Origin of the sequence: Roseivirga sp. BDSF3-8, assembly GCF_041449215.1 — a bacterium.
Lineage (GTDB): Bacteria > Bacteroidota > Bacteroidia > Cytophagales > Cyclobacteriaceae > JBGNFV01.
This window is the reverse complement of the sequence record NZ_JBGNFV010000001.1, coordinates 2,449,946-2,472,273: the sequence shown is the minus strand read 5'-3', so window position 1 is coordinate 2,472,273 and position 22,328 is coordinate 2,449,946. Positions and strand designations below refer to the sequence as shown.

Sequence of the window (22,328 nt, the reverse complement as noted above, 5' to 3'; positions counted from 1 at the left end):
TTCTTTTGGCGAAGAAAACAGGCTCTCTATGAAGCCTTTTTGAGCAGGTTATGTGCAATAGCCAGTAGTCCGGCTTCTATTTCGACTTTCTCTGTTCCCCGCATCATAAATCTGCGGAAGCCCCGGTTGTGTTTGATGGCTGCGAACACAGTTTCTACATCTGCCGGTCGCTGCTTGCGATGAGCTATTCCCTGGTCACTCATAAGCATATCCCGCACTTTTTGCTTGTGAGTTCTAAGGTTATGATTGATCTCAACTATCCGGTTGCCTTTTGCTTTAAAACAACCGCTCCTTAATGGACACTCCAGGCAGTTTCTGGCCTGATATTGTGCATAAGTTTGTTCATAACCCGACTTAGTTTTTGTTTTTCGCTTTCCTATATGATCCATTGGCTGGCCTGCCGGGCAATAGACCTTATCCTGCTCTTCGTTGTAATGCAGGTTCTGAGATTTAGATATGTCTTGCTTCCATTTTCTGGTTTGCTCCTTATGGAAGTAATTATACTTTACATAGGCCTTCTCTACTTTATCTTTCAGATAGTCATAGTTCTCTTCGCTACCATATCCTGCATCAGCGCATATAGTGTCAGGCAGGGTGTTATATAACTGCTGATAGTTCTTAAGATGGGGTTGTAACGTTAGGGTGTCGGTAGGATTTTGATGGATCGTGTAGTTTACCAAGTATTGATTGGAGGTGCTGATCTGAAGGTTATAGCCCGGCTTGAGCTGTCCATTTCGCATATGGTCTTCCTTCATCATCATAAAGGTTGCATCGTGGTCAGTCTTTGAATAGCTGTTTCGTTGTCCCAGTATAGCTTGCTTCTGCTGGTATTCAGCCAGCTTCCCAGGCCAGTTTTTTCGTGCATAGGTAAGCTTCTGCCTCTTCCCTTTTGCTATCTTCTTGCCCGTGAGTGCCTGGTCAATCCTATCAATAGTATCACTAACCTTTCGAGCATCGATTTTGCTAAAATCAGGCTTTTCCTGATATAACTCGTCTTCTGCCACCCGCTGGGTATAGTCCCACAACTCTTCAAGCTGTTGGCTTATCTTTTCGGTATTGGTCTTAATAGACCTGCCCCACACAAACGTGTAGCGATTAGCCTGGGCTTCTATCTTGGTGCCGTCGGTGTAAACTGTCTTTAAGTCCAGTAGGCCCTCATCAACTAAGAACATTACAATCTGAGCAAAGATCACCTTCAGGCTATCTTTCAACCGATCGCATCGAAAACGGGCAATAGTGTTATGGTCAGGCTTGTTCATACCTGCCAACCACATGAAGTGAACGTTTTGACCAATAGCTGCCTCCAACTTGCGGGTAGAGTAGATATTACTCATATACCCGTAAATCAATATTTTAAGCAGCATCCTTGGATGATATACTGATGTACCGCCAGGCTTATAACCAGTCAATAGAGGGGCAATATCAAGACGATCGACCACTTCGTTGACCACCCGAACTGGATGGTCTGCCTCTATTAACTCCTCCAGGCTCGGAGGTAAAAGCATAATTTGCTTGGGGTTGTAGTCTTTAAAAACTATCTTTTCGCTTATTGACACAACTCAAGATATCACATCTTGGAAAGCGGGGGTAGTAATGCCCTCGCTTTTTTTATGGCCAACTCCAAAAAAAAAGAGGCTGCCTTTTGAGACAGCCTCCTCTTCCTAAAATTATATCGCTTAGCTTATTATCCTTGCTCAATTAGCAAGTGAATCAGCATATACTGTCAGGTCCACAATGGTTCCAGGAATTACATCCACATCCTGGCGGGTGCCAATCACTTCTTCCACACCATCCAGGGTTCTTACAAAATACAAGTCATAGATTCCGCTACTCATAAAAGCCAACCTGAAATCTCCGGCTTCGTCCAGCAGGTCAGAATTTACAGAGTTGGGGAAAGCATTTTCCTCCAGATCGGCCGTAAGTTCGGCTTCAGTAAAGGTATCATCATCATAGCTATACACTACCAGCGACCCCCCAATGCTATCTGCATCCACAAGCGTACCGTCTATCATGCCGGCGTCTTCGTTTACAATTAGTCTCACAACTGGTTTTAGAAGATATTTTTCACTGGCTCCGGCTATTACCACACTCTTTCTCAGGTTAAAGTCCAGGGTTACATTGGTTACGCCATCAGGCTGTAGGAAAAACTCGCCTTTAATTTTGAAACCTGACTGAGAACCACTGGGAACGAAAAGAGGCTCTACTGTACCATCAGTCATTTTCAGGTATGAACCGGGGTTGGCCGCATCACCACCATCACGTTCAGGGGCTGAAAGCTTTAGCCTGAACTCACTGTAATTTCCTGCAGGCAACTCTTCTTCTGTTATGAAATACCCGTCACCTTCCTGGTAGTCGAGCAGATTAATCGACAAAGGCTCTTCAAATTGGGCTACTGTTTCCCAACCTTCGGGTCCGTTTACCTCCACTTGAGTAAATGAAATAACAGCCTCTTCCACAAGGTCGGCATCAATGGGCGCATCAGTAATAGACAAACTTAATGTACCGGTACTGCCTTCGTCATCGCTACACGATGCAAAAAATACGGCTGAAGCCAAGGCAAGACCCTGAAATAACTTATTCATCTTCATATCATAATTATTTTATGCTATAATGTACGATATGACTAATTAATGGATTCATAAATGTAATTTTTTAATGACACTGACTACACAGATACTTAAAATACCACCATTTAAAACCAGTATTTTTCATTTCACCTTCTAATTTTACTAAAAAATAATAGCTACCATTACCAGCACAATAAACCAATTAACTTTACAAAGACAGGCTTGTTTTATTCTTATAACAAGTACCCTAAAAGACTACATTAATTTCATGAAAGCATCCTATCCTGTGGCAGGAGTAGACTTTGGCAGCAAACTTTCGGGACATACGGTTATCGCCTGGGTCGAAGCAGACAGCCTGACTGTCAATTGGAAAAGATCATTAAAAGGAAAGTCTGCTGATGATTTCCTTCTTAACCTGATTCAGGATTTAAAACCTTACATTCTGGGTATTGATGCCCCCCTATCATTACCAGGTATATACCGGTGGCCCACTGATTATGATGATTATTTCTACCGGATATCTGACCGTACCGCAGGAGCTATGTCTCCAATGTTTATAGGTGGCCTTACAGCAAGAGCCATAAAGCTTAAAACTGCCGTGGAAAATTCAGTGTCTAGCCAGGTAGTAGAAGTTTACCCAAAATTAATGGCTCGCCAGTGGAGCCTGGATGGAGCGGGGTATAAAAAGAGCGGGGGAAATATGCACTTAGCCTGTGACATCATTACCCAACATACAGCATGGGAGATCCCTGATGGTGAGATCAGCTGGCATCATATAGACGCTCTCCTGGCGCTGGCATCATCCATGCGGGTTAGCAATGGAATAGCAAATACAATAGGAGACCCCAGGGAGGGTGCTATTACGTATTAAATAAAAAAGGGCCCGGAGGCCCTTAGTCTTACTTTTCCTTTGACTAACTAATTAGTTTACAAGCAATCTTTTTACGTATACAAGATTGTCTAAAAGTATATGTACCTCATATAATCCTTTTTCAAGGTTAATGTCTTTTCCTAGTTCCACACGGCTACCTATTGGCTCAGTTACCTCTTCTTTATAGACTACTCTGCCTGTAGCATCCATATAAGTTACCTTCAGGCTATTTACCTCAGGGTGGTAATACTCCAGTGAGATGCTCCCGCCAACGGAGGGGTTGGGGAAAATCTTTACACCGGCATTAATAAATGAGGAATGAATAGCCACTGTCCTGGAAATTTCAGTACTTCCATCCAGATCCACCTGAACCAGGCGGTAATATGACACGCCACTAATGGGTGACCTGTCCGTAAAGCTGTAATTCAACAGCACATCACTATCGCCGACACCTTCTATCCTGCCAGCTTCGGAGAATTGGAGGTTGGCTCCTGCTTTCTCGATAATGAAGTGACTGTTATTATATTCCGATGTGGTAGCCCAACGTAATTGCACGTTGTTACCTATAAGATTTGCATCGAAAAACAGCAAATCTACGGGTAGCGGATCGTTAGGGTTGGAGTTTTCATCCATAGTTCCCGGGCCTGTAAGAACACCATTAGTACACCCTTCGGCCTCACAATCTCTTCCCCATACACCGTTTCCACCAATCTCAATCAGGGTCGATCTGCTGTTGTTAGCGGCATAAATCTCAGCGCCCTCCTCCAATACAACCTGAGAGCCTGAGGGTAACCTCAATTGAGAATTTGATCTAAACACGAGTGTACTACCAGAAGTGATGGTAAGTTTGGACATGGTACTGCTAAAGCTCATGTTGATTACATCGTTATTACCAATGTAAATATCATGGTTAATGATGAGCTCTACGCCATTCCAGGTTCCTACTGGCGGATTCCTCACGCCACCGGTACAGCTCCATGTGCTGGCATCTGACCAGTCACCGTTAGCAATAGTTGTACATGTCTGAGCGTGCAGTGTTTCAACCGTAAAAGCGAAACCCACACACAAACAAAGGAAAAGCTTATTGAACTTCATGCCACTTATTATGAATAATTCGAATACAAAATTAGAGGATTCGACGTGAAAATTTGGTGGATTTCGTACCGAACCTTACGCATAGAAGTTTGCTGCAAAACAGCCGACATCTCCCAAATAGTAAAAAAACCTGTTTTTAATGTCTGGAATCCGACTTTTTTTGAGCCTAAAAGCTTGTCAGTCCAATAATTAAAAATCAAAATCACTATTTTTCTGAAAGAGCCAGTCAGAGACATACAATAATTTACGCCTACCTATCACAAAGCCGGTTTCGTCGAATTAAAATTGTCTTCGGATGTGGTTTTATGCATGCCCATGCTATTAAATTGAACTTCACCCTCTTACTTCTTAATAGGGGATATCTGACCATGAGGCCTTTTATCGAAAAACCATTAGCCCAAGGGAGAAATAATCTATTACAACTTTTCAGTAATAAGCTTTGAGGAGAATATGGCAATTTCCTCTCAGAGGGCCACAATGAGGGAGTAAGATTAATGGTTTATGCTATTTTAAGTCAAATTCTATTCAATGATGAGTTTATTCCTTACTTCAACCCGCTCGTTCTAATCAGACCGCCACTATTCTCTCACTAACAGAATAGCATGGCTACCTCCACCACTATAATGCCCCAGAGTATTGGGAAATAGGGCCTCTACCTCCCACCAAAAAACGAAGAGAAGCGGACCCCATTCAGGCTGGTCACGTAGCTGCCCATCAGCTTAAAACCTCCTTATTAATTTGCCTTCTATTTTTAAGTACCCCCTGAAATCCACCCCATTAAAGCAGTTAAAAAACTCTTAACCAGACCACTATTTTTTGATGAATTTTATCCTTAGCCTTTTTAAAAATTGATATAGGTCAATTTTATATAAAATCAGACCTATAAAATTATTTACCAATACAGATATAATATTGACTAATTATCAGAAACAGATAAAACCAATATACGGTTAGGAACCTTTATTTATTGCATAATTTGAAGGCTATAAGCAAAGAACTTCTCTATTTCCCATGTTCAACAAAGATTAATCAAACAATTCATGTTGCAACAATTAAATAATTAATTAAAAAATTCCATGAATTTTATGGGTTACTTTACAAATTATTTCCAATTAATATTGAACTCATTCTAAAATAACTATTTTGGAATATATTGTTATACCAGTTTATTCATCAACCGGTTTTTAATGGAACATTTTGCTAACTTACCTAACCTGACTTCTCAGGCGAAGCAGGCAGATCCTACACAAATAATGCAGGTAGGCCTGGGCTTTTGGGCATCAAAAACACTTCTATCAGCTATTAAACTTGATCTCTTCTCATTTTTAGGAGAGAAAAAGGAGACAGGACCTACCATTGGTAAAGGCCTTGGTATTCACCCATCACACCTTTATGACTGGCTTGACGCTCTGGCGTCTATGGGCTTCCTGCACAGAGAAGGTACCGGCGAAACGGCCCTGTACTTCAATACACTGGATACGCGTACTTTCCTTATTAAAAGCAGTCCCCAGTATATCGGCGGTTTCCTTAGCATGGCTAATGACCGGGAGTATCGCTTCTGGGCGGACCTTGAAGAGGGCTTACAAACTGGAGAGGCTCAAAACGAGATTAAATATACTGGCAAAGAATCCTTCGAGGCGATCTATGAAGACAAAGACACATTAAAGTCCTTTACAGATGCCATGGGGAGCATACAGATGGGCAACTTTATGGCCATTGCAGAAAAGTATGACTTCAGCCCTTATAAGAAGGTGGTAGACATAGGTGGTTCAGGCGGTGTACTAGCGTCTGTACTGGCTATGAAGCATGAGCACCTGGAGCTTGCTTCGTTTGACCTTCCGGCCCTTACTCCGCTTGTAGAGGATACCATTAAGCAGTATGGTGTAGAAGGTCGCGTGAAGATTCATGAGGGTAACTTCTGGTTTGAGAAATTTCCTCAGGCAGATGTATACACCATGGGTAATATCCTTCATAGCTTCAGCATGAAAAATAAGAGGCGCCTGATCAGAAAGGCCTACGAAGGCTTGCCCGAAGGTGGCGCACTGATCATCATCGAGATGATCCTGGATGACAACCGTATAGAGAACTCATTCGGACTTCTTATGTCGCTTAACATGCTTATCGAGTCTGACGGTGGGTTTAACTATACCTTCAGTGAGTTTGATACGTGGGTAAAAGAGGCAGGATTCAAGCGCACAGAGTTTTTCCCTCTCACAGGGCCTGTTAGTGCAGCTATCGCCTACAAGTAAGTAATAGATGTCGGACTCAGGCTGACTTAAGATCAGAACAAAAAAAGCCCTCCGCTGAAATCAGCGGAGGGCTTTTTGATGATAGCCTTACTTATCTATCAGGCCTGTACTTTTTTCCTGGCCTCAGACCTCTCGTACAGATCCACTACAGTAGGAGCGGCAATAAATATGGAAGAGTAAGTACCTACGAGTATACCTACAAACAGGGCAAAGCTGAACCCTCTGAGTACCTCACCACCGAAGATCAATAGGATAAGCACCACAATAAGGGTGGTTACTGATGTGATCACGGTACGGTTGAGGGTACTGTTGATGGCAATATTAAAGGTAGACTTGGTGTTATTGCCTACACGCTCGCCGAGGTATTCACGAATACGGTCAAACACTACCACGGTATCGTTGATGGAATAACCGATGATGGTAAGAATGGCGGCTATAAATATCTGATCTACTTCATAGCTGAATCCCAGCAGGCCGGCTATGGCAAAAGCAGAAAGCGTAAACAGCACATCGTGGAACAGGGCTACGATGGCACCCAGTCCAAACTGCCACTTATGGAACCTCACGTAGATGTAGAAGAAGATGGCTACCAGTGCAAGCAGGCCAGACTCCCAGCTACTGCGTTTGATATCGGAGGCGATAGTAGCCCCTACTTTGCTTGAGCTTGATATGGTAAATGAATTGGCTGCATCATCAAGAGCATTTCCATTGGGAACGAAGGTCATCCCTGTAGCCTCGGTAATACCGGCCACGAGGCGGTCTTCTACCAAACCATCTGCCTCCTCACGCTCATCATCGATAAGGTAACTTGTGGTTACTTTCAGCACATTGCTGCTGCCGAACGTTTTCACCTCCACACTCTTATTCTCAAAATCATCTGTGAGGTCTACTTTCAGTTCAGAAGGAACCACAGGCTGCGTAAAGCTAACCACGTAAGAGCGACCTCCTGTAAAGTCAACGCCGAGGTTAAGACCAAAAACACCCAGTACGATCATACCAATAAGGATGAATGCACCTGAGAACATGTAAGCCTTCTTTCTTATACCGATGAACTCGATATTAAGACCTGCCAGCAGTGATTTGCTGAACGGAGTGGCAAAAGAAATTTTGCTGTCATCACCTTTCTTCGTCATCCATGTAACTATCACCCGGGTGATAAATACGGCTGAGAAGAATGAACAGAAGATACCGATCATCAGGGTAACGGCGAAACCTTTAACAGGTCCCTGGCCAAGTACAAACAGGATGATGGCAATGATAAGGGTAGTCACGTTGGCATCTATGATAGAGCTGAATGCCTTCTCATAACCAAGCTGGATAGCCCGCATCTTATTTACGCCATTTCGCAGTTCTTCACGGATACGCTCGAAAATGAGAACGTTGGCATCTATCGACATACCGATAGTAAGTACGATACCGGCAATACCCGGCAGGGTAAGTGATGTACCGAGTGAAGGCTGAGCAAGGATACCGAGTATAAAGAGTACGTTGAACAGCAGGGCCACATTAGCAATGATACCTCCTTTGCTATAGTAGGCGATCATGAACAGGATCACGATACCAAGTCCGGCAAGAATAGAGATCACGCCCTGAGCCTGAGCCTGCTTGCCGAGTGTAGGTCCTACGACGGCTTCTTCTACAATACGTGTAGGAGCAGGGAGTGAACCGGCCTTCAGTACATTGGCAAGGTCTTCAGCTTCTTCTATGGTGAAGTCACCTGTAATCTGGCTGCTGCCACCGGTGATTTCACTCTGTACTACAGGAGCAGAGTAAACGTAGTTGTCAAGCACGATAGCAACGGCTCTGCCGATATTGGAAGCAGTAAGGCGCGCCCAGTCTCTAGTACCGGCAGGGTTCATACGCATGCTGATGCCCGGATTACCTGTGCTGAAGTCGATGCTGGCATTTGATACGGCATCACCTGTAAGAGGGGCTTTGCCACCACGCTCTGTTTTGATCGCGTACAAGCGGAGGGCTTCCATTTGGTCCTCGTCGCCTTCAGCCCCCATCTCGATTGGCTTAACCGCCCAGAGAAACTTGATATTACGGGGAATAAGAGACTTTATTTCATCTCTTTTCAGTATTCTGTTGATCTTGCTGGTGTCCTTCACTTCGTAGTAAAGGCTCATCTGATCAGAATAAACAAGGTTACGGAAGAGGGCTGACGTATTCTGATTCAATGCACTATCAGCAGCCACGCTGTCTGCCTGGGCAAGCTGGGACTCTAGGTCTTCCTCACTAAGCTCAGATGTATCTCCCTCCGTGAGAGCTTCTTCTTCTGCGCCGGCTTCGGTAAGCTCTGCCTGAGGCTGATCCTGGAGCATTTCCTGGATGTCTTCTTCGTTTACTTCAGGGGCGTCAGTTTCTTGCGTTTCACCTGTGGCTCTGGCAAGCTTCTCTTCCTGCAGCAGCTTCTGGTTTATTGAAGAAAGCACAGCACTCACTTCGTTCATATTCTGTACCTCGAAGAATTCGAGCTTGGCCACTCCCTGGAGGAGCTTACGGATACGCTCTTTATCTTCCACACCGGGTAGTTCCACCTGGATACGGTCGCTGTTAGGCAGGCGCTGTATGTTTGGCTGGGTAGTACCGGCACGGTCAATACGTGTACGCAGGATCTGGAATGAGCGGTCAATAGCCCCTTCTATCTCCTCGTTAATAACAGAAAGGATCTCCTGGTCGGTAGACTGGAAGCTAAAGCGGTCGCGGTTGGCGGCGTTGGCAAATACTTCTGCGAGTCTGCCGTCGGGCTTCTCTTCCTTATAAGCTTCGTAGAATAGTTCGGTGAATGGCTCCTCACTGGTGCGGGACATTTCACGGGCACGCTCGATAGCGGCATTGAAAGCAGGATTCTGCGAGTTATTGGCCAGGCCACGCACGATCTCTATGGGGGATACCTCAAGTGTTACGTGCATACCACCCTTAAGGTCAAGCCCCAGGTTTAACTGGTTATTCTCAATATCCTCAAAGGTATAGCCTGCACCAAGGAAGTTATACACTTCTGTACGGCGGAGGCTGTCCAGGTAAGCCTGTCTTTTTTGATAATCAATACTGCCTGATTCTGTAGTGGCATATTCTGTAGCCTCGTCAATAAATGAGCGGGCGACAAAGGTAAAATGCAAATAGAATAGGCAAAGGGCCGTAATAATTACGGTCAGCGTTACAATTATGCCTTTATTACGCATTGGGTATACGTTTTAAATAAATAGATGAGTAATGTTATTGTAAGATGTATAGCCCGTGAGCTACACGATAGAAGGTACCGCTATCTGAAAAGAGAACGGAAAGGATGCTACTAGGGCGCGTTGGGGGAAATGATGCGCCTGAATAAGGTTTTAAAATAGACCTGTGTGGCCGGTGCCACCATACGGGGCAGGGGCGGCATGGAAAATTCTATTCGGGGAAGGTTAGCCACAGCCAGTGCGGGGAGCACATTAATGTGGAAAGGAGCTACCGGCAGGGTAGCATGCAGGGCAGAAATAACTTCCTGCTCTTCTCTATCCTCAGAGAATGGCTGTTTGTCGTCAGCAGAATGATCCTCCTGCGTGCTGACAGAAGATACCACACCGACCTGATCACCGAAGCCCTGCAGGGCGGTGAAGGAAGGACCTGCACCGGTGATGAACACCAGCATAAGGGCGGCTACCTGCCAGACGATGGATATGGAAAATTGTTTCCGCATAGTTGAAGTCGCGAAATTAGGGAATTAATAACAATATTCCACTTAATTACTTATTGACTTCTATAAACTTGTTTACATCCTGTACTTTACCAAGGATGATTATGATGTCAGTTTCATAAAGCACGGTATCTCCTTTGGGAACACCAATGATGTGCTCTACCTTGACTACCTCACCTTCTTTTTCTTCTTCGTAAATACGCTTGATGGTGATCAGGTTGAGGTTATACTTTTCACGTAAACCAACTTCGCTTACTGTTTGGTTCACTACACGGCCAGGGGTGTTGATCTCGACAATCTCGTAATCATCAGGCAGAGGCAGAAAAGAATGCATATTTGGGTGCAATAGCATCTCGGCCACTGTTTTACCTACCGTATCCTCGGGGCTTAATATTTCCTTGACACCTACCTTTTCCAGGATCATCCGTTGCTGCGCATTGGCCGCCCTTGCAATGAGCCGATTAATACCCAGTTCCATGAGGCGTACTGTAGTAAGTAAGAGGCCTTCGAAGTTTTCTCCTATGGCCACAACCACGGCATCCATGTCCATGATATTCTGGGCCTGCAGGGCCTTAACATCTGTGCTATCCAGGGCCACGGCATAGGCTACATCATCCTTCATGGCTTCTACTTTATCCAGATGGATATCGATAGCCAGGACTTCTGCGCCCCGACCGGCGAGTGTCCGGGCGATGGAGGTGCCAAACTGGCCCAATCCTATTACTGCGAATTTATTGGTCATATCCTGGAGCGTAAAAAGGTCACGAGCATATCGAGCGAACGGTCGAAGGCATCGTCGCGGTTATTGGGCAGGATAACATCTGCCTCGTACTTAAATGGCTTAATATATTTATCAAATGTAGGCGCCACATGTTTCTCGTAGCGATAGAGCACGTCCTCAAGGTCATAGCCTCTTTCGTCCCGGTCACGGATGATCCTTCTCTTAAGCTTTATGTAGTCACGAGCATCAATAAACACCTTAAGGTCAAGTAACTCTGATACCTCCGGATAGTAGAATACGAAGATTCCCTCGACCACAATGATGGGGGCGGGCTTGAAAATAAGCTTTGAGGGGGTGGCCTCAGGGTTATTGAATGTATATTCTTCCCGCTCTACGATGACACCTTGCTTGAGCTTACGAATATCGTTAGCATATTCCTCATGATTGATGCTATGAGGGGTGTCAAAGTTCTGGACGCCATTCTCATCCACAGGTTGCAGATGACGTGGCCGGTAGTAATTGTCCTGGCTGATAAGGCAGACTTCATCAGAGGTGAACTTACCTATCAGGCTATTGAGAAAACGGGTCTTTCCACTGGCGCTACCGCCTGTAATGCCAACAATGTAGGGATTATGGCCTTCCTTCATCAGAGGATTATTTCTTCTTTTTAAGGAATTTGATAAGTTTAGCCACGGCGAGAGCCCTGTGGCTGATATCGTTTTTTTTGCTGCTACCCATTTGGGCAAAGGTCAGTGACTCTCCGGAGGGAACAAAAACGGGGTCGTAGCCAAAGCCTGCTGTCCCTTTCTTTTCATCAATGATCTCCCCTTTAATGCACCCTTCAAACTGCCTGAGCTTCCCATCGATGATAAGGGAGATAACGGTCCGGAACTGGGCGCGGCGGTCTTTTTTATCTGCCAGCCTTTCGAGCAGCTTACGGATGTTGGCCTCATTATCACGTCCGGGTCCGGCATAGCGGGCGGAATATACGCCCGGCTCACCATCAAGTGCGTACACCTCGAGGCCGGTATCGTCTGCAAAGCAGTCTACCCCATAGGTTTGATGCACGTATTCTGCCTTTTGGGCACTGTTCCCTTCCAGGGTCTTCTGAGTCTCTGCCAGCTCCTCGTGACAGCCGATATCCTGAAGGCTCAGGATATCGTACTCATCACCGAGAATATCACGGATCTCGTCGAGCTTTTTCTGGTTATTGGTAGCGAAGCAAATCTTCATAATCAGAATTACCTGACGCTAATTAGATGGACTTCGAAACCAATGATTGTATAAGGAGGAATGGGACCTCCGCCGGTGCTACCGTAGGCCAGGCGAGAGGGCAGGAAGAAGGTACCTGCACCGCCTTCGTTCAGTTTTAAAACGCTGTACTCGAACCCTCTTATTACTCTCCCTTCGCCAATGACGAACTCGAGTGGCAGGCCATTTTCGTTACTGTCAAAGACATTGCCACCTGGAAAGAAGCCGGTGTAGCGCACGCTTACGGTATCGCCTTCCCGGGGGGCGGGTCCTGTGCCTACAGAATCGATATAGTAGCGCATACCACTGGTATCGCTCTGGTAGGCAATATTTCTGGCATCCAGAAAGTCCTCGATGGATTGTACCTCTTCTGCGTGAGTAGGGGGAACAAAGGGTTCAGGGTCATCGTCATTAAGACAACTGAACAGGGCGAATGGCATGATAGCCAGAATATATAGCAGTGATTTTTTCATATTCAACAAACGATCAAACGTCCAAATTTACATAGTATACGACAAATAAAAAGCAGGCACAGGGCCTGCTTTGGTATTTAATGCGTTTTTGTATACGCTTAGTTCGCTGTATCGGTGTTTTTCTTTACTTCGGTCACACTCAGCTCAAATACAAGAATGCTGTTAGGACCAATCTGTGCGCTGCGTCTCTGATTTCCGTAAGCCAGGGCACTAGGGATAATAAGGGTGGCTTTATCGCCTTCGCTCAGGTAGCCAATGCCTTCGTTCCACCCGGGGATAAAGCGGGTTATGCCATACTGCAGGCCGATGGGCTCATAAGGTCTGCCTTCCATGAAAACGCCTGCTTCGCGGGCGGTCTCTTCAATGCTGGAATCAAATACGGTACCGTCAAGCAGGTAACCTGTGTAGTTGATCTTAACGCTGTCGCCTTGCTCAACCTCTGGGCCGTCACCTTCTTCGGTGATCACGTAGCGAAGTCCTGATTCGGTTTTTTCCAGGCCTTCCATGTTGTTCTCAGCAATGTATTCTTCAATGGCGGTCTCGTCCTTTTGGGTCTGCTCGCGGCTCATGCGCTCAGCGTACTCCTGCTGGTCGGCTACTTCTACCAGGCGAATGTTAAAGGTGATGTTCTCTTCGGCTTTAACGGTATCAGGAAGCTGATCCATGTTAAAGGTCTTTTTGAAGAAGGTTTCGGCACCGACTTTAGCCTCTACGCTATCGCCTACCTGCATCATACTGATGATTTCTTCAATACTTCCTTTCTGGCCCATCATGGTAGAGTCATACACCATTACGGTATTACCATTAGGCATTTCGCTGCTGCTGAAGAACTCATCTCCATCATCAGCGGTATAGGCAAACTTCATTACCACTACTTTACCATGAGAGGGGCTGGCGCCTTCACCTTCTTCGATGTACTTGTACTGTACACCGCTTTCGAGTGTTTCATACTCTTTGGTATCGCAAGATGTGGCTGCGGCCAGGGCCATAACGGCAAATGCGGCCTGTCTGAAAATTTTATGCATGTTCGTTGATCGGTTTTCCGTTTTGCAATAGTTGGTCTTTGTAGTCATCCAGCAGGCTCTCGAATTTTTCTACTGTTTTTTCGAGGCTGTCATCGGATTTGCCACCGGCGGCATTTTTGTGTCCTCCGCCTTCAAAATGGGCCCGGGCAAACTTATTGACACTAAAGTCACCCACGCTTCTAAAGGACATTTTAACGGCTTCTGTACGGTCGATGATAACAGCGGCCAGGGTGATTCCTTCAATACCGAGCGCATAGTTAACAAGGCCTTCGGTATCACCGGTCTTACTATTAAAGCGCTTTAGCTCTTCGGCAGATATGGCGAAGTAGGCTGTACGGTATTCGGGTAAGACGGTAAGCTTTTCGTTAAGGGCATATCCGATAAAACGCACCCTGTCCAGGCTATTGGTATCGTAAATGAGTTTGGATACTTTGCTCACATCGGCCCCGTACTCCATAAGGTCAGCAGTGATGATGTGCACATTGCGGGTGGTATTAGGGTGCTTAAAAGACCCGGTATCGGTCATGATACCTGCATAGAGGCAATCGGCTATGTCCGGATCGAGGAGATCTGTCTCTTCCATATCACGGATGAGCATATAGATCAGCTCGGCGGTGGCGGCGGCTTTCTTATCCCATTTGCTAAAGTCAGCAAAATCTTCCGGCTCTTCATGATGGTCTATAAGGACCTTGGTAGCGGAAGCATTGCGAACGAGCTCGCCGAGCTCATTGATACGATGGAGATTAGAAAAATCCAGGCAGAAAATGGCTGTAGCCTCTTCTATAAGGCTGGCCGATTGCTGCTCGTTACCCTCGTTGAAGACGATCACTTCATCATTTCCCTTCATCCAGTGCAAAAAGCGGGGATAATCTGTAGGGGTAATGACGGTTACGGAATGGCCTTTCTTCTTCAGAAAAGCAGCCAGCCCTAACGAACTGCCCAGCGCATCCGCATCCGGCTTGTGATGGGTAGTGATAACGACTTTCTGAGGTACGCTTAAGAACTCTTTAAAAGATGCTAAATTTTGCATTGGCAATAACCCTTTTTTGACAGGGGGGTTGACCTCAGTGAAGTGCAAAAGTGATAATAAAATAGATAAAAACAAAAGCAGGCCGGCCTGACCGGGGCTGCTGAGCGCTTTTTGCCTTCACTCTTAATAATTAAATATAAATGCTATTTTTGCGGCCGTAAATACGGTTTTTATTCCAAAATTGACTCAACATGGCAGGAAACAGGACATTTTCTATGATCAAGCCTGACGCTTACGAAGCAGGCAATACAGGCGCGATCCTCAAAATGATGGAAGAAGCAGGCTTCCGTATTGTTAGCATGAAGCTTACCAGACTTACGGCAGATAACGCCGGAGCCTTCTATGCAGTTCATAAGGAGCGTCCATTTTATCAGGATTTGGTATCTTATATGTCCAGCGGTCCTATTGTGGCGCTGATCCTTGAAAAAGACAATGCTGTGGCGGACTTCCGTAAACTTATCGGAGCTACTAACCCTGCTGAAGCAGAGGATGGCACTATCCGCAAGCTGTTTGCCAAGTCTATCGAGGCTAATGCGGTACACGGATCTGACAGTGATGAGAACGCAGCTATCGAGGGTAGCTTCTTCTTTGCTGAAACGGAGAAGTTCTAATCTCCGGTATCGGAAAGATTAATTAATTGCCGGTATCCCCGTGGGTGCCGGCTTTTTTTGTGCCTCCGCCGTTATTTGCTTTCTCTTCCTTCCGGGCTTTGAGCTTATCTTCTTCTGCCTTTTTCTTAAAAAAGACTCTGCGTATCCAGCGGGGAAGCACGAGGGCTCCGAGCAGGAGGTAGAGGTAGTAGGTGAATAGTCTCCAGAGGATGTTGGTGCCGATGGTATAGTTGCCGAGGAAGTTCTCAAAGAACACGGGGAAGGCAAGCTCGGCGGTACCACTGCTACCGGGGGTAGGTGAGAAGAGCATAACTATCCAGAGAATGATCTGCCGGGCGAAAATGGTGAGGTGACCATTGAGGTCGATGCCGGCAAATGCGGACATGAGCGCATTGAGAAGGATGTACCTGGCTGACCATATAAAAATGGTGAAAAGGGAGATCTTAAACCAGTAGGCAAAGCCTTTACCTTTGAGCTGGGCGCTTGCCATGATAATTTCGTTGCCGTGCTCATAGGCTTTGTAGCGCCACCTTTTTAACAGGCGGTTGCTGGTAAGCCGGATAAGGAGCCACTTGAAGCCGCGTGGCCTCACAAAAAGGGCGAAGGCCATAACGGAGGTGTAGAAAGCGATAAGGCTGTAGCTGACGTAAAACACGGCCTTAAGGTTAATGCCGAGCTTGGCTATGGTGGCTACTTCCGGAAATATGTCGCCTCCGGTAACGAGAAGAATGAGGGGGGCAGCGACGACAAAGAAGAGGTTATCGAAGATGGCGGTGACCATAACGAAGGCGAGGGACTTGCCGAGATTAAGGCCTTCCTTATTCATAATAAAGACGGCAACGGCGGTACCGCCTACCACGGAGGGGGTAACGGCGGAGGCAAACTCCCACATAATGATGGTGAATACGCAACTACCCCATGAAAGCTCTTTGCCGGTAATGGTGCGAAGCCTGGCGACATAGCCTGCATCCCGCATGAACAGCACCAGAAAGGCCAGTATGATGGGGAGGGTTTTGGCATTGAGGACGAGCCTCAGGTCTTCCACCCGGATGGATTCATCGCTGGCAAAAAGATAGAACACTATACCCACACCGATAACGATCGGTATCCATACATTTTTAGGGTTTAATGTCTTGAATATCTTCTTAGAGTCGATGTCCATTTAGTGGGCAAGTTCCTTTTCAGGCTTTTTTATCCAAAAATTATTGAAGCCCTCGCCGAGCTGAATAGTGATCAGACTTAACTGCACGAGCTCCAGTATGGCCAAAAAGTTAAAAATGACGGCGATCTTATTGGGGATCTTTTCAATTACCTTTTGAAACGGAACGGGGTCATTACCTTCCACCTGGTTCAGAATAAACTCCTTTTGCTTTTCGATGGTGTAAGGGTATTGTACTACCTGGTGCACCGGCCGGTTCTGCTCATCCTCATACCGCTTCATTACTTTAAGGTATGTTTTCAACAGCTTAAAGAGGTCTATGTTTTGCAGTTCGGCCTCAACATTGGAAAGTTCGCTGAGGGCGCGCACCTCTTTGATGACGTTACCCCTCTTTTCGGCATGGAGCATGTTCTCTTCCATGGTGGAGAGCTCCTTTACTATCTCTTTGTATTGCTTATACTCCAGGAGGTGACGCACGAGCTCCTCGCGGGGGTCTACTTCGTTACCTTCTTCATCGAGAACGGGCCTTGGCAGCAGGGTTTTGGCCTTAATACGCATAAGGGATGCGGCGACCAGGATGAATTCACTTGCTACCTCGATATTAAGTGATTCCAGATGGTGAAGGTAGTCAAGGAAGTCATCTGTGATTTTAGAGATTGGAATATCGTAAATATCAAGCTCATCCCGCTCTATAAAGAAGAGGAGCAGATCGAAGGGGCCTTCGAAAAGAGGTAACTTGATCTCAAAACTCAATTCAGGGAATCTTTTTTACGATTATTGCCGTTTTCTAAATTTCAAAGATATTATGAAATTGCTTAGGAAGCATAGCGAGTGAAATTTTTTATGTAATTTTGACAATGCTGGCAATCCGGAAAAGGGCTTGTCAGCGTATTTTTTAAGGGCAAACATTTCACTTAGGCGAAGGTTTGTTTAATTATTGCACCAAAAAAGGTATACATGCTTATTGAACCCGGTAAGCTGCTGGCCCAGGTAGAGACCCCGGAAGATCTCCGGAAACTCGACCGTTCGCAACTGGTTCAGCTTTGCGAAGAACTAAGGCAGTACATTATAGACACCGTTTCCGTATACGGAGGCCACTTTGGCGCCAGCCTTGGCGTGGTAGAAATGACAGTGGCACTGCATTATGCCTTTAATACTCCGGTAGACCAACTGATATGGGATGTGGGCCACCAGGCTTACGGCCACAAGATCCTTACCGGGCGAAGAAACGAATTTCACACTAATCGTAAATACAAAGGTCTCAGCGGCTTTCCCAAGAGAAAGGAGAGCGAGTACGATACATTTGGTGTAGGGCACAGCTCTACGTCCATATCGGCCGGCCTGGGTATGGCGATAGCTTCTCAGTATAAAAAAGACGACCGCCAGCATATTGCTGTGATTGGTGACGGCGCTATGACGGGGGGTATGGCCTTTGAGGCGATGAACCATGCGGGGGTGAGCAATACGAACCTGCTTATCGTGCTGAACGATAACTGCATGTCGATAGACCCTAATGTAGGGGCGCTGAAGGATTACCTGACGGACATCACGACGAGCCACACGTATAATAAGGTGAAGGACGAGGTGTGGAACCTGCTGGGTAAGATGAGCAAGTTTGGCAAAAGTGCCCAGGAGATAGGCTCAAAGGTGGAGAGCAGCATGAAGAGCTTTCTGCTGAAGCAGAGCAACCTCTTCGAAAGTCTGAACCTGCGCTACTTTGGCCCGATAGACGGTCATGATATAGACCACCTGGTAAGTGTGATGGAGGACCTGAAGGAGATTCCCGGCCCTAAGATTCTGCACTGTATTACGACAAAGGGTAAGGGCTACGCACTGGCGGAAAAGGACCAGACGAAGTGGCACGCGCCGGGCAAGTTCGATAAGATCACGGGAGAGATCCGTAAGAAGGTATATGATACGCCACAGCCGCCTAAGTACCAGGAGGTATTCGGACGGACAATAGTGGAGTTGGCGGAGAAGAACAAAAAGATAATGGGCATAACGCCTGCAATGCCAAGCGGAAGCAGCCTGAACATCATGATGAAGGAGATGCCTGAGCGGGCATTTGATGTGGGCATAGCAGAGCAGCACGCGGTAACGTTCAGCGCGGGACTGGCGACGCAGGGTATGGTGCCTTTCTGTAATATCTACAGCACATTTATGCAGCGGGCGTATGACCAGGTGATACATGATGTGTGTATCCAGAACCTGCACGTGGTATTCTGCCTGGACAGGGCGGGCTTTGCGGGGGCGGATGGCCCTACGCACCACGGTGCCTATGACCTGGCTTATATGCGGTGCATCCCTAATATAGTAGTGGCGGCGCCTATGGATGAGCCGGAGCTACGCAATATGATGTATACCTCACAGCTACCGCGCGAAGGGGCTTATTGTATACGCTACCCACGCGGCCAGGGTGTGACGCCGGACTGGAAGACGCCTATGGAGAAGATCGAGGACGGCACGGGCCGCCTGATCCGCGAAGGTGAGGATATTGCTATCCTGACGATAGGCCATATAGGTAACTATGCGGTTACGGCCTGTGAGGAGCTGGAAAAGCTGGGTGTGGACGCAGCGCACTACGACATGCGATTTGTGAAACCGCTTGATGAGGAGATGCTGCATGAGGTATTCTCTAAATTCGATAAGGTGATCACAGTGGAGGACGGCTGCCTGATGGGTGGCTTCGGTAGTGCGGTGCTTGAATTCATGGCGGACCATGGCTATATGGCAAATGTACGTCGCCTGGGTATTCCTGACCGTATCGTAGAGCATGGTGAGCAGCTGGAGCTGCACCAGGAATGTGGCTTCTCTCCTGAGGGTATTCGCAAAGAGGTGATGTCTCTCCTGGACGCGACTACGGTGGCCAAATCTTAATATTTCCTTAGTATTTTATGTCAACGCTTCATATGCGCCACATGGGGCAGGGCTTTCCTGTGGTGCTTCTTCATGGGTTTTGTGAAACGCACATGATCTGGTCGGATATGGCGGTAGCGCTATCTGCTGACTATAGTGTGTGGATGCCGGATCTGCCGGGATTCGGGGAAAGTAAGAACCTGCCGGATGGTTTTAGCATCGAGGATGTAGCGGAAAAGGTGTATGCGGACCTGAAGGAAAAGGGACTGGAGGAGTTTGCGGTGATCGGGCACTCACTGGGTGGCTATGTGGCGCTGGCTATGGCGGCTAAGCACCCGGAGGCTATCAGGCTGCTGGGGCTATTTAACAGTACGGCTTATGCGGACACGGAAGAGAAGCGCCACACGCGTAATAAGACGATCGAGTTTGTGCAGAACCGTGGGGTGCAGCGCTTCATCGATACGTTTGTACCGAACCTGTTCTATGGCCCCCGCCGTGAAGAGCTGGCGGATGCAATAGAGGAAATAAACCTGATTGCGCGCCGCACTTCCAAAGACAGCCTGGTGAACTACACTAAGGCGATGCGCGACCGCCCTGAACGACTGGACCTGCTGGAGAACTTCGACAAGCCGGTACTCTTTATAGCGGGGGAGGAAGATAGCTTTACGACACAAGAAGATATACACCGCCAGGCGCAGCTACTGCTGAAGCCGTACGTGCAGGTGCTGCCCCAGACGGCTCACATGGCGATGTACGAGCGCTTTACGGAGACGTCGGAGTTTATTAAGGGGGCGCTGATGGAGGTGGTGGGGTAGGCTGCCGGGCTTTCTACTATTTTTATCTTTACTGCTTTTGTTACATCTCCCGGACGGAGCTTTCTGCACATAAGGACAGGTTACCCCTGCCCCCTTCGCCTGGAGCCGGAAGGGGGAATTGGGGTGGTGCTTTCTTAAAGATATTGGATGCAAAATAACTGCACTAGCGCTAGCATCCGCTTGTGCTCCCCGCGTATTGCACTTAATCAACTTATGTATTCCACAACATCGGCTCTATCAGTATTCATCGGTGCCAGTCTGGTTTCGGCCTTACAGGCCTTTTAATTATGCTCATTATATTTCTAGCCTGGTTTCGTCCCGATGGGACTATATTTCATTTGATCATCTGATAAATGGAGTATACCTAATCTTCATGATCCCACTCTTCTTCATTTACTTCCCAGTCCTCGTAAGTACCGTGGAAGGTGAGGGCCAACTTCTGTAAGGCTAGGGTGACTTCATTGATATGGTCGAGCGAAAGTTTTTCTTCTTTCTTTACCTCTAGCATAACAGACTGGTTCTCCTGGCTTTCATCCGATACTTCGAAGCCCAATTTGATTAACTCTGCTCTGCATTTTGAAAGGTTATCTTCATCCTTAAACATAATGAAATGATAGATATTACCGTATTCCGGCCAGGGAAGGCCGCCCTCCTCCTGCTGTTCTTTATAAAACTGATAGTTTTTTGCGTTTTGATGCATTAATAGTGCATCGGCCGGAGGGTACAGGTCGTGGGTAAACACTTTCCAATCGGGATCTGACACTATTTTTACTTCCCAGCTTAGACCTTCAGTATTAGATAATACATCAGACATATGGTCTTCAACAGGCTCATCAGCGGGTAGGTAAAAGAAGAGTAGCTTTTTAGTATGAAGGTGGATACTGCCGGCATAGGTAGCGCCGAGCGCCGCTGTTAATTTCCTATTCAATGCCTCTTCGGCGCTATCTAATGGGGATTCTCTCAGACTGGTCTGAGATAGGAGTAAGGTAACGATGCACAGAGAAGGCTGCCGTGATAGCCCGGCAATTTCCTTACACCCTACATCAACGCCTATATGTGCTTGTTCGTCATGGTGTTCACTATCATATTTTACCCATTCCGACTGGTAAAGGGGCTTTTCATAACGGGGTGGTTCTGGTGAGTCAGATGAAAATAGGCGCTTTATCCAATTCATACGGCATAGGGAGTTTTTGTAGTGGCTATTAAATCGACTTTAAAATATGAATTCTTTAAAGAAGAATGGCAAGACTATGTGCATCGCCCAGGTTTTTCACGCGATTCGATGACAGGCTGGTTTCTGAAATATTGGCTTTTGCCTGAAGCACACCCAGGGTTAGGGACTTCTATAATTAGTGATGGTGAGTCAGGGCTCGTGGTAGTAGAGGAAACATCCCGGCTGGTTTATTAGCCCATTACTTTGCCCTATTACATCTCCCGGACGGAGCTTTCTGCACATAAGAACAGGTTACCCCTGCCCTCTTCGCCGTTACATTTGCTGGCTTTACTGGCCTCGCAGGGCCGGAAGGGGGAATTAGATTGGTGTATTTTCAAGGATATAGTGGGAAAGTTCTTTCGGTGTAGAAGATTGGGTGCGATTGCGACAAGGTGCAAGACTGGCATCTCTACTGTGGTATTCTGATTAAACTTAGTCGGATGATTCACGGAGCTTGTTTAACGCCTCACTCGTATGTAAAAAGTACAATTTTACTGTTATGGAGGGACACCGAACCTTAGGCGAAGGAAGGGCGAACGGATGCCTTACTCTACACGGTTTAAAGACGGTTAAGAGACGGTTCAGTACCGGGTCAGACGATGCACAAAATTTGATTGAAAAAGGGAACTTGCGGGAAAGACAGGGCATATTAAAAGTACAATTTTTAGCCGTTCAATCAAAAGAAAATAGGCTGTAACTATTGCCTTATTTTA

General features: G+C 46.7%; 19 protein-coding genes. 5 read left to right on the top strand and 14 right to left on the bottom strand.

What is annotated here, in order from left to right:
• Window positions 1-26: 26 nt before the first annotated feature.
• Window positions 27-1,550, bottom strand: a complete 1,524-nt coding sequence (locus AB9P05_RS10275) for an IS1182 family transposase (RefSeq protein WP_371911331.1) — start codon at window positions 1,548-1,550, stop codon at window positions 27-29.
• A 144-nt stretch (window positions 1,551-1,694) separates the two neighbouring features.
• The gene (locus AB9P05_RS10270; protein WP_371908738.1) at window positions 1,695-2,582 is read right to left on the bottom strand and encodes a DUF4382 domain-containing protein; all 888 of its coding nucleotides are present in this window, start codon (window positions 2,580-2,582) and stop codon (window positions 1,695-1,697) included.
• Window positions 2,583-2,835: 253 nt separating this feature from the next.
• Here AB9P05_RS10270 and AB9P05_RS10265 point away from each other — a divergent pair, with 253 nt between their 5' ends.
• Window positions 2,836-3,438: a hypothetical protein gene (locus AB9P05_RS10265; RefSeq protein ID WP_371908737.1), complete on the top strand. Its 603-nt coding sequence runs from the start codon at window positions 2,836-2,838 to the stop codon at window positions 3,436-3,438.
• Window positions 3,439-3,489: 51 nt separating this feature from the next.
• Here AB9P05_RS10265 and AB9P05_RS10260 read toward each other — a convergent pair whose 3' ends face one another.
• The gene (locus AB9P05_RS10260) at window positions 3,490-4,533 is read right to left on the bottom strand and encodes a T9SS type A sorting domain-containing protein (protein WP_371908736.1); all 1,044 of its coding nucleotides are present in this window, start codon (window positions 4,531-4,533) and stop codon (window positions 3,490-3,492) included.
• A gap of 1,187 nt (window positions 4,534-5,720) precedes the next feature.
• Between AB9P05_RS10260 and AB9P05_RS10255 the strand changes: the two genes are divergently transcribed.
• A complete protein-coding gene (locus tag AB9P05_RS10255; RefSeq protein ID WP_371908735.1) occupies window positions 5,721-6,782 on the top strand; it encodes a methyltransferase in 1,062 nt (353 codons plus the stop codon).
• A gap of 98 nt (window positions 6,783-6,880) precedes the next feature.
• On the opposite strand, the gene secDF is transcribed toward AB9P05_RS10255, so the two are convergent.
• From secDF to AB9P05_RS10215, 8 genes are all read right to left on the bottom strand, one after another.
• A complete protein-coding gene (gene secDF, locus AB9P05_RS10250; RefSeq protein ID WP_371908734.1) occupies window positions 6,881-9,967 on the bottom strand; it encodes a protein translocase subunit SecDF in 3,087 nt (1,028 codons plus the stop codon).
• 110 nt (window positions 9,968-10,077) lie between these two features.
• Window positions 10,078-10,464, bottom strand: coding sequence for a hypothetical protein (locus tag AB9P05_RS10245; protein WP_371908733.1), 387 nt, complete (start codon window positions 10,462-10,464; stop codon window positions 10,078-10,080).
• A gap of 46 nt (window positions 10,465-10,510) precedes the next feature.
• Window positions 10,511-11,203: a TrkA family potassium uptake protein gene (locus AB9P05_RS10240; protein ID WP_371908732.1), complete on the bottom strand. Its 693-nt coding sequence runs from the start codon at window positions 11,201-11,203 to the stop codon at window positions 10,511-10,513.
• A complete protein-coding gene (locus AB9P05_RS10235) occupies window positions 11,200-11,829 on the bottom strand; it encodes a uridine kinase (protein ID WP_371908731.1) in 630 nt (209 codons plus the stop codon). Before AB9P05_RS10235 ends, AB9P05_RS10240 begins: the two co-directional genes overlap by 4 nt.
• A gap of 7 nt (window positions 11,830-11,836) precedes the next feature.
• Window positions 11,837-12,415 (bottom strand): non-canonical purine NTP diphosphatase, encoded by a 579-nt coding sequence (locus AB9P05_RS10230; RefSeq protein ID WP_371908730.1) that lies wholly within the window; start codon window positions 12,413-12,415, stop codon window positions 11,837-11,839.
• A gap of 8 nt (window positions 12,416-12,423) precedes the next feature.
• Window positions 12,424-12,906, bottom strand: a complete 483-nt coding sequence (locus AB9P05_RS10225) for an FKBP-type peptidyl-prolyl cis-trans isomerase (RefSeq protein ID WP_371908729.1) — start codon at window positions 12,904-12,906, stop codon at window positions 12,424-12,426.
• A 98-nt stretch (window positions 12,907-13,004) separates the two neighbouring features.
• Window positions 13,005-13,931, bottom strand: coding sequence for an FKBP-type peptidyl-prolyl cis-trans isomerase (locus AB9P05_RS10220; RefSeq protein WP_371908728.1), 927 nt, complete (start codon window positions 13,929-13,931; stop codon window positions 13,005-13,007).
• Window positions 13,924-14,961 carry a bifunctional oligoribonuclease/PAP phosphatase NrnA gene (locus AB9P05_RS10215; protein ID WP_371908727.1) on the bottom strand — a complete coding sequence of 346 codons (1,038 nt, stop codon included), beginning with the start codon at window positions 14,959-14,961 and terminating at the stop codon, window positions 13,924-13,926. Before AB9P05_RS10215 ends, AB9P05_RS10220 begins: the two co-directional genes overlap by 8 nt.
• Window positions 14,962-15,152: 191 nt before the next feature.
• On the opposite strand from AB9P05_RS10215, the gene AB9P05_RS10210 reads away from it, so the two are divergent.
• Entirely contained in the window at window positions 15,153-15,572 is a 420-nt protein-coding gene (locus AB9P05_RS10210; protein ID WP_371908726.1) for a nucleoside-diphosphate kinase, read from the top strand.
• Window positions 15,573-15,594: 22 nt separating this feature from the next.
• Here the strand turns inward: AB9P05_RS10210 and AB9P05_RS10205 are convergent, their stop codons facing one another.
• Window positions 15,595-16,734: a lysylphosphatidylglycerol synthase transmembrane domain-containing protein gene (locus AB9P05_RS10205; protein WP_371908725.1), complete on the bottom strand. Its 1,140-nt coding sequence runs from the start codon at window positions 16,732-16,734 to the stop codon at window positions 15,595-15,597.
• Window positions 16,735-17,484 carry a ScpA family protein gene (locus AB9P05_RS10200; RefSeq protein WP_371908724.1) on the bottom strand — a complete coding sequence of 250 codons (750 nt, stop codon included), beginning with the start codon at window positions 17,482-17,484 and terminating at the stop codon, window positions 16,735-16,737. It lies immediately after the preceding gene.
• 204 nt (window positions 17,485-17,688) lie between these two features.
• Between AB9P05_RS10200 and dxs the strand changes: the two genes are divergently transcribed.
• A complete protein-coding gene (gene dxs / locus AB9P05_RS10195; protein ID WP_371908723.1) occupies window positions 17,689-19,608 on the top strand; it encodes a 1-deoxy-D-xylulose-5-phosphate synthase in 1,920 nt (639 codons plus the stop codon).
• 17 nt (window positions 19,609-19,625) lie between these two features.
• Window positions 19,626-20,402: an alpha/beta fold hydrolase gene (locus AB9P05_RS10190; RefSeq protein WP_371908722.1), complete on the top strand. Its 777-nt coding sequence runs from the start codon at window positions 19,626-19,628 to the stop codon at window positions 20,400-20,402.
• Between the two features lie 364 nt (window positions 20,403-20,766).
• On the opposite strand, the gene AB9P05_RS10185 is transcribed toward AB9P05_RS10190, so the two are convergent.
• The gene (locus AB9P05_RS10185; RefSeq protein WP_371908721.1) at window positions 20,767-21,576 is read right to left on the bottom strand and encodes a DUF695 domain-containing protein; all 810 of its coding nucleotides are present in this window, start codon (window positions 21,574-21,576) and stop codon (window positions 20,767-20,769) included.
• Window positions 21,577-22,328: the final 752 nt, after the last annotated feature.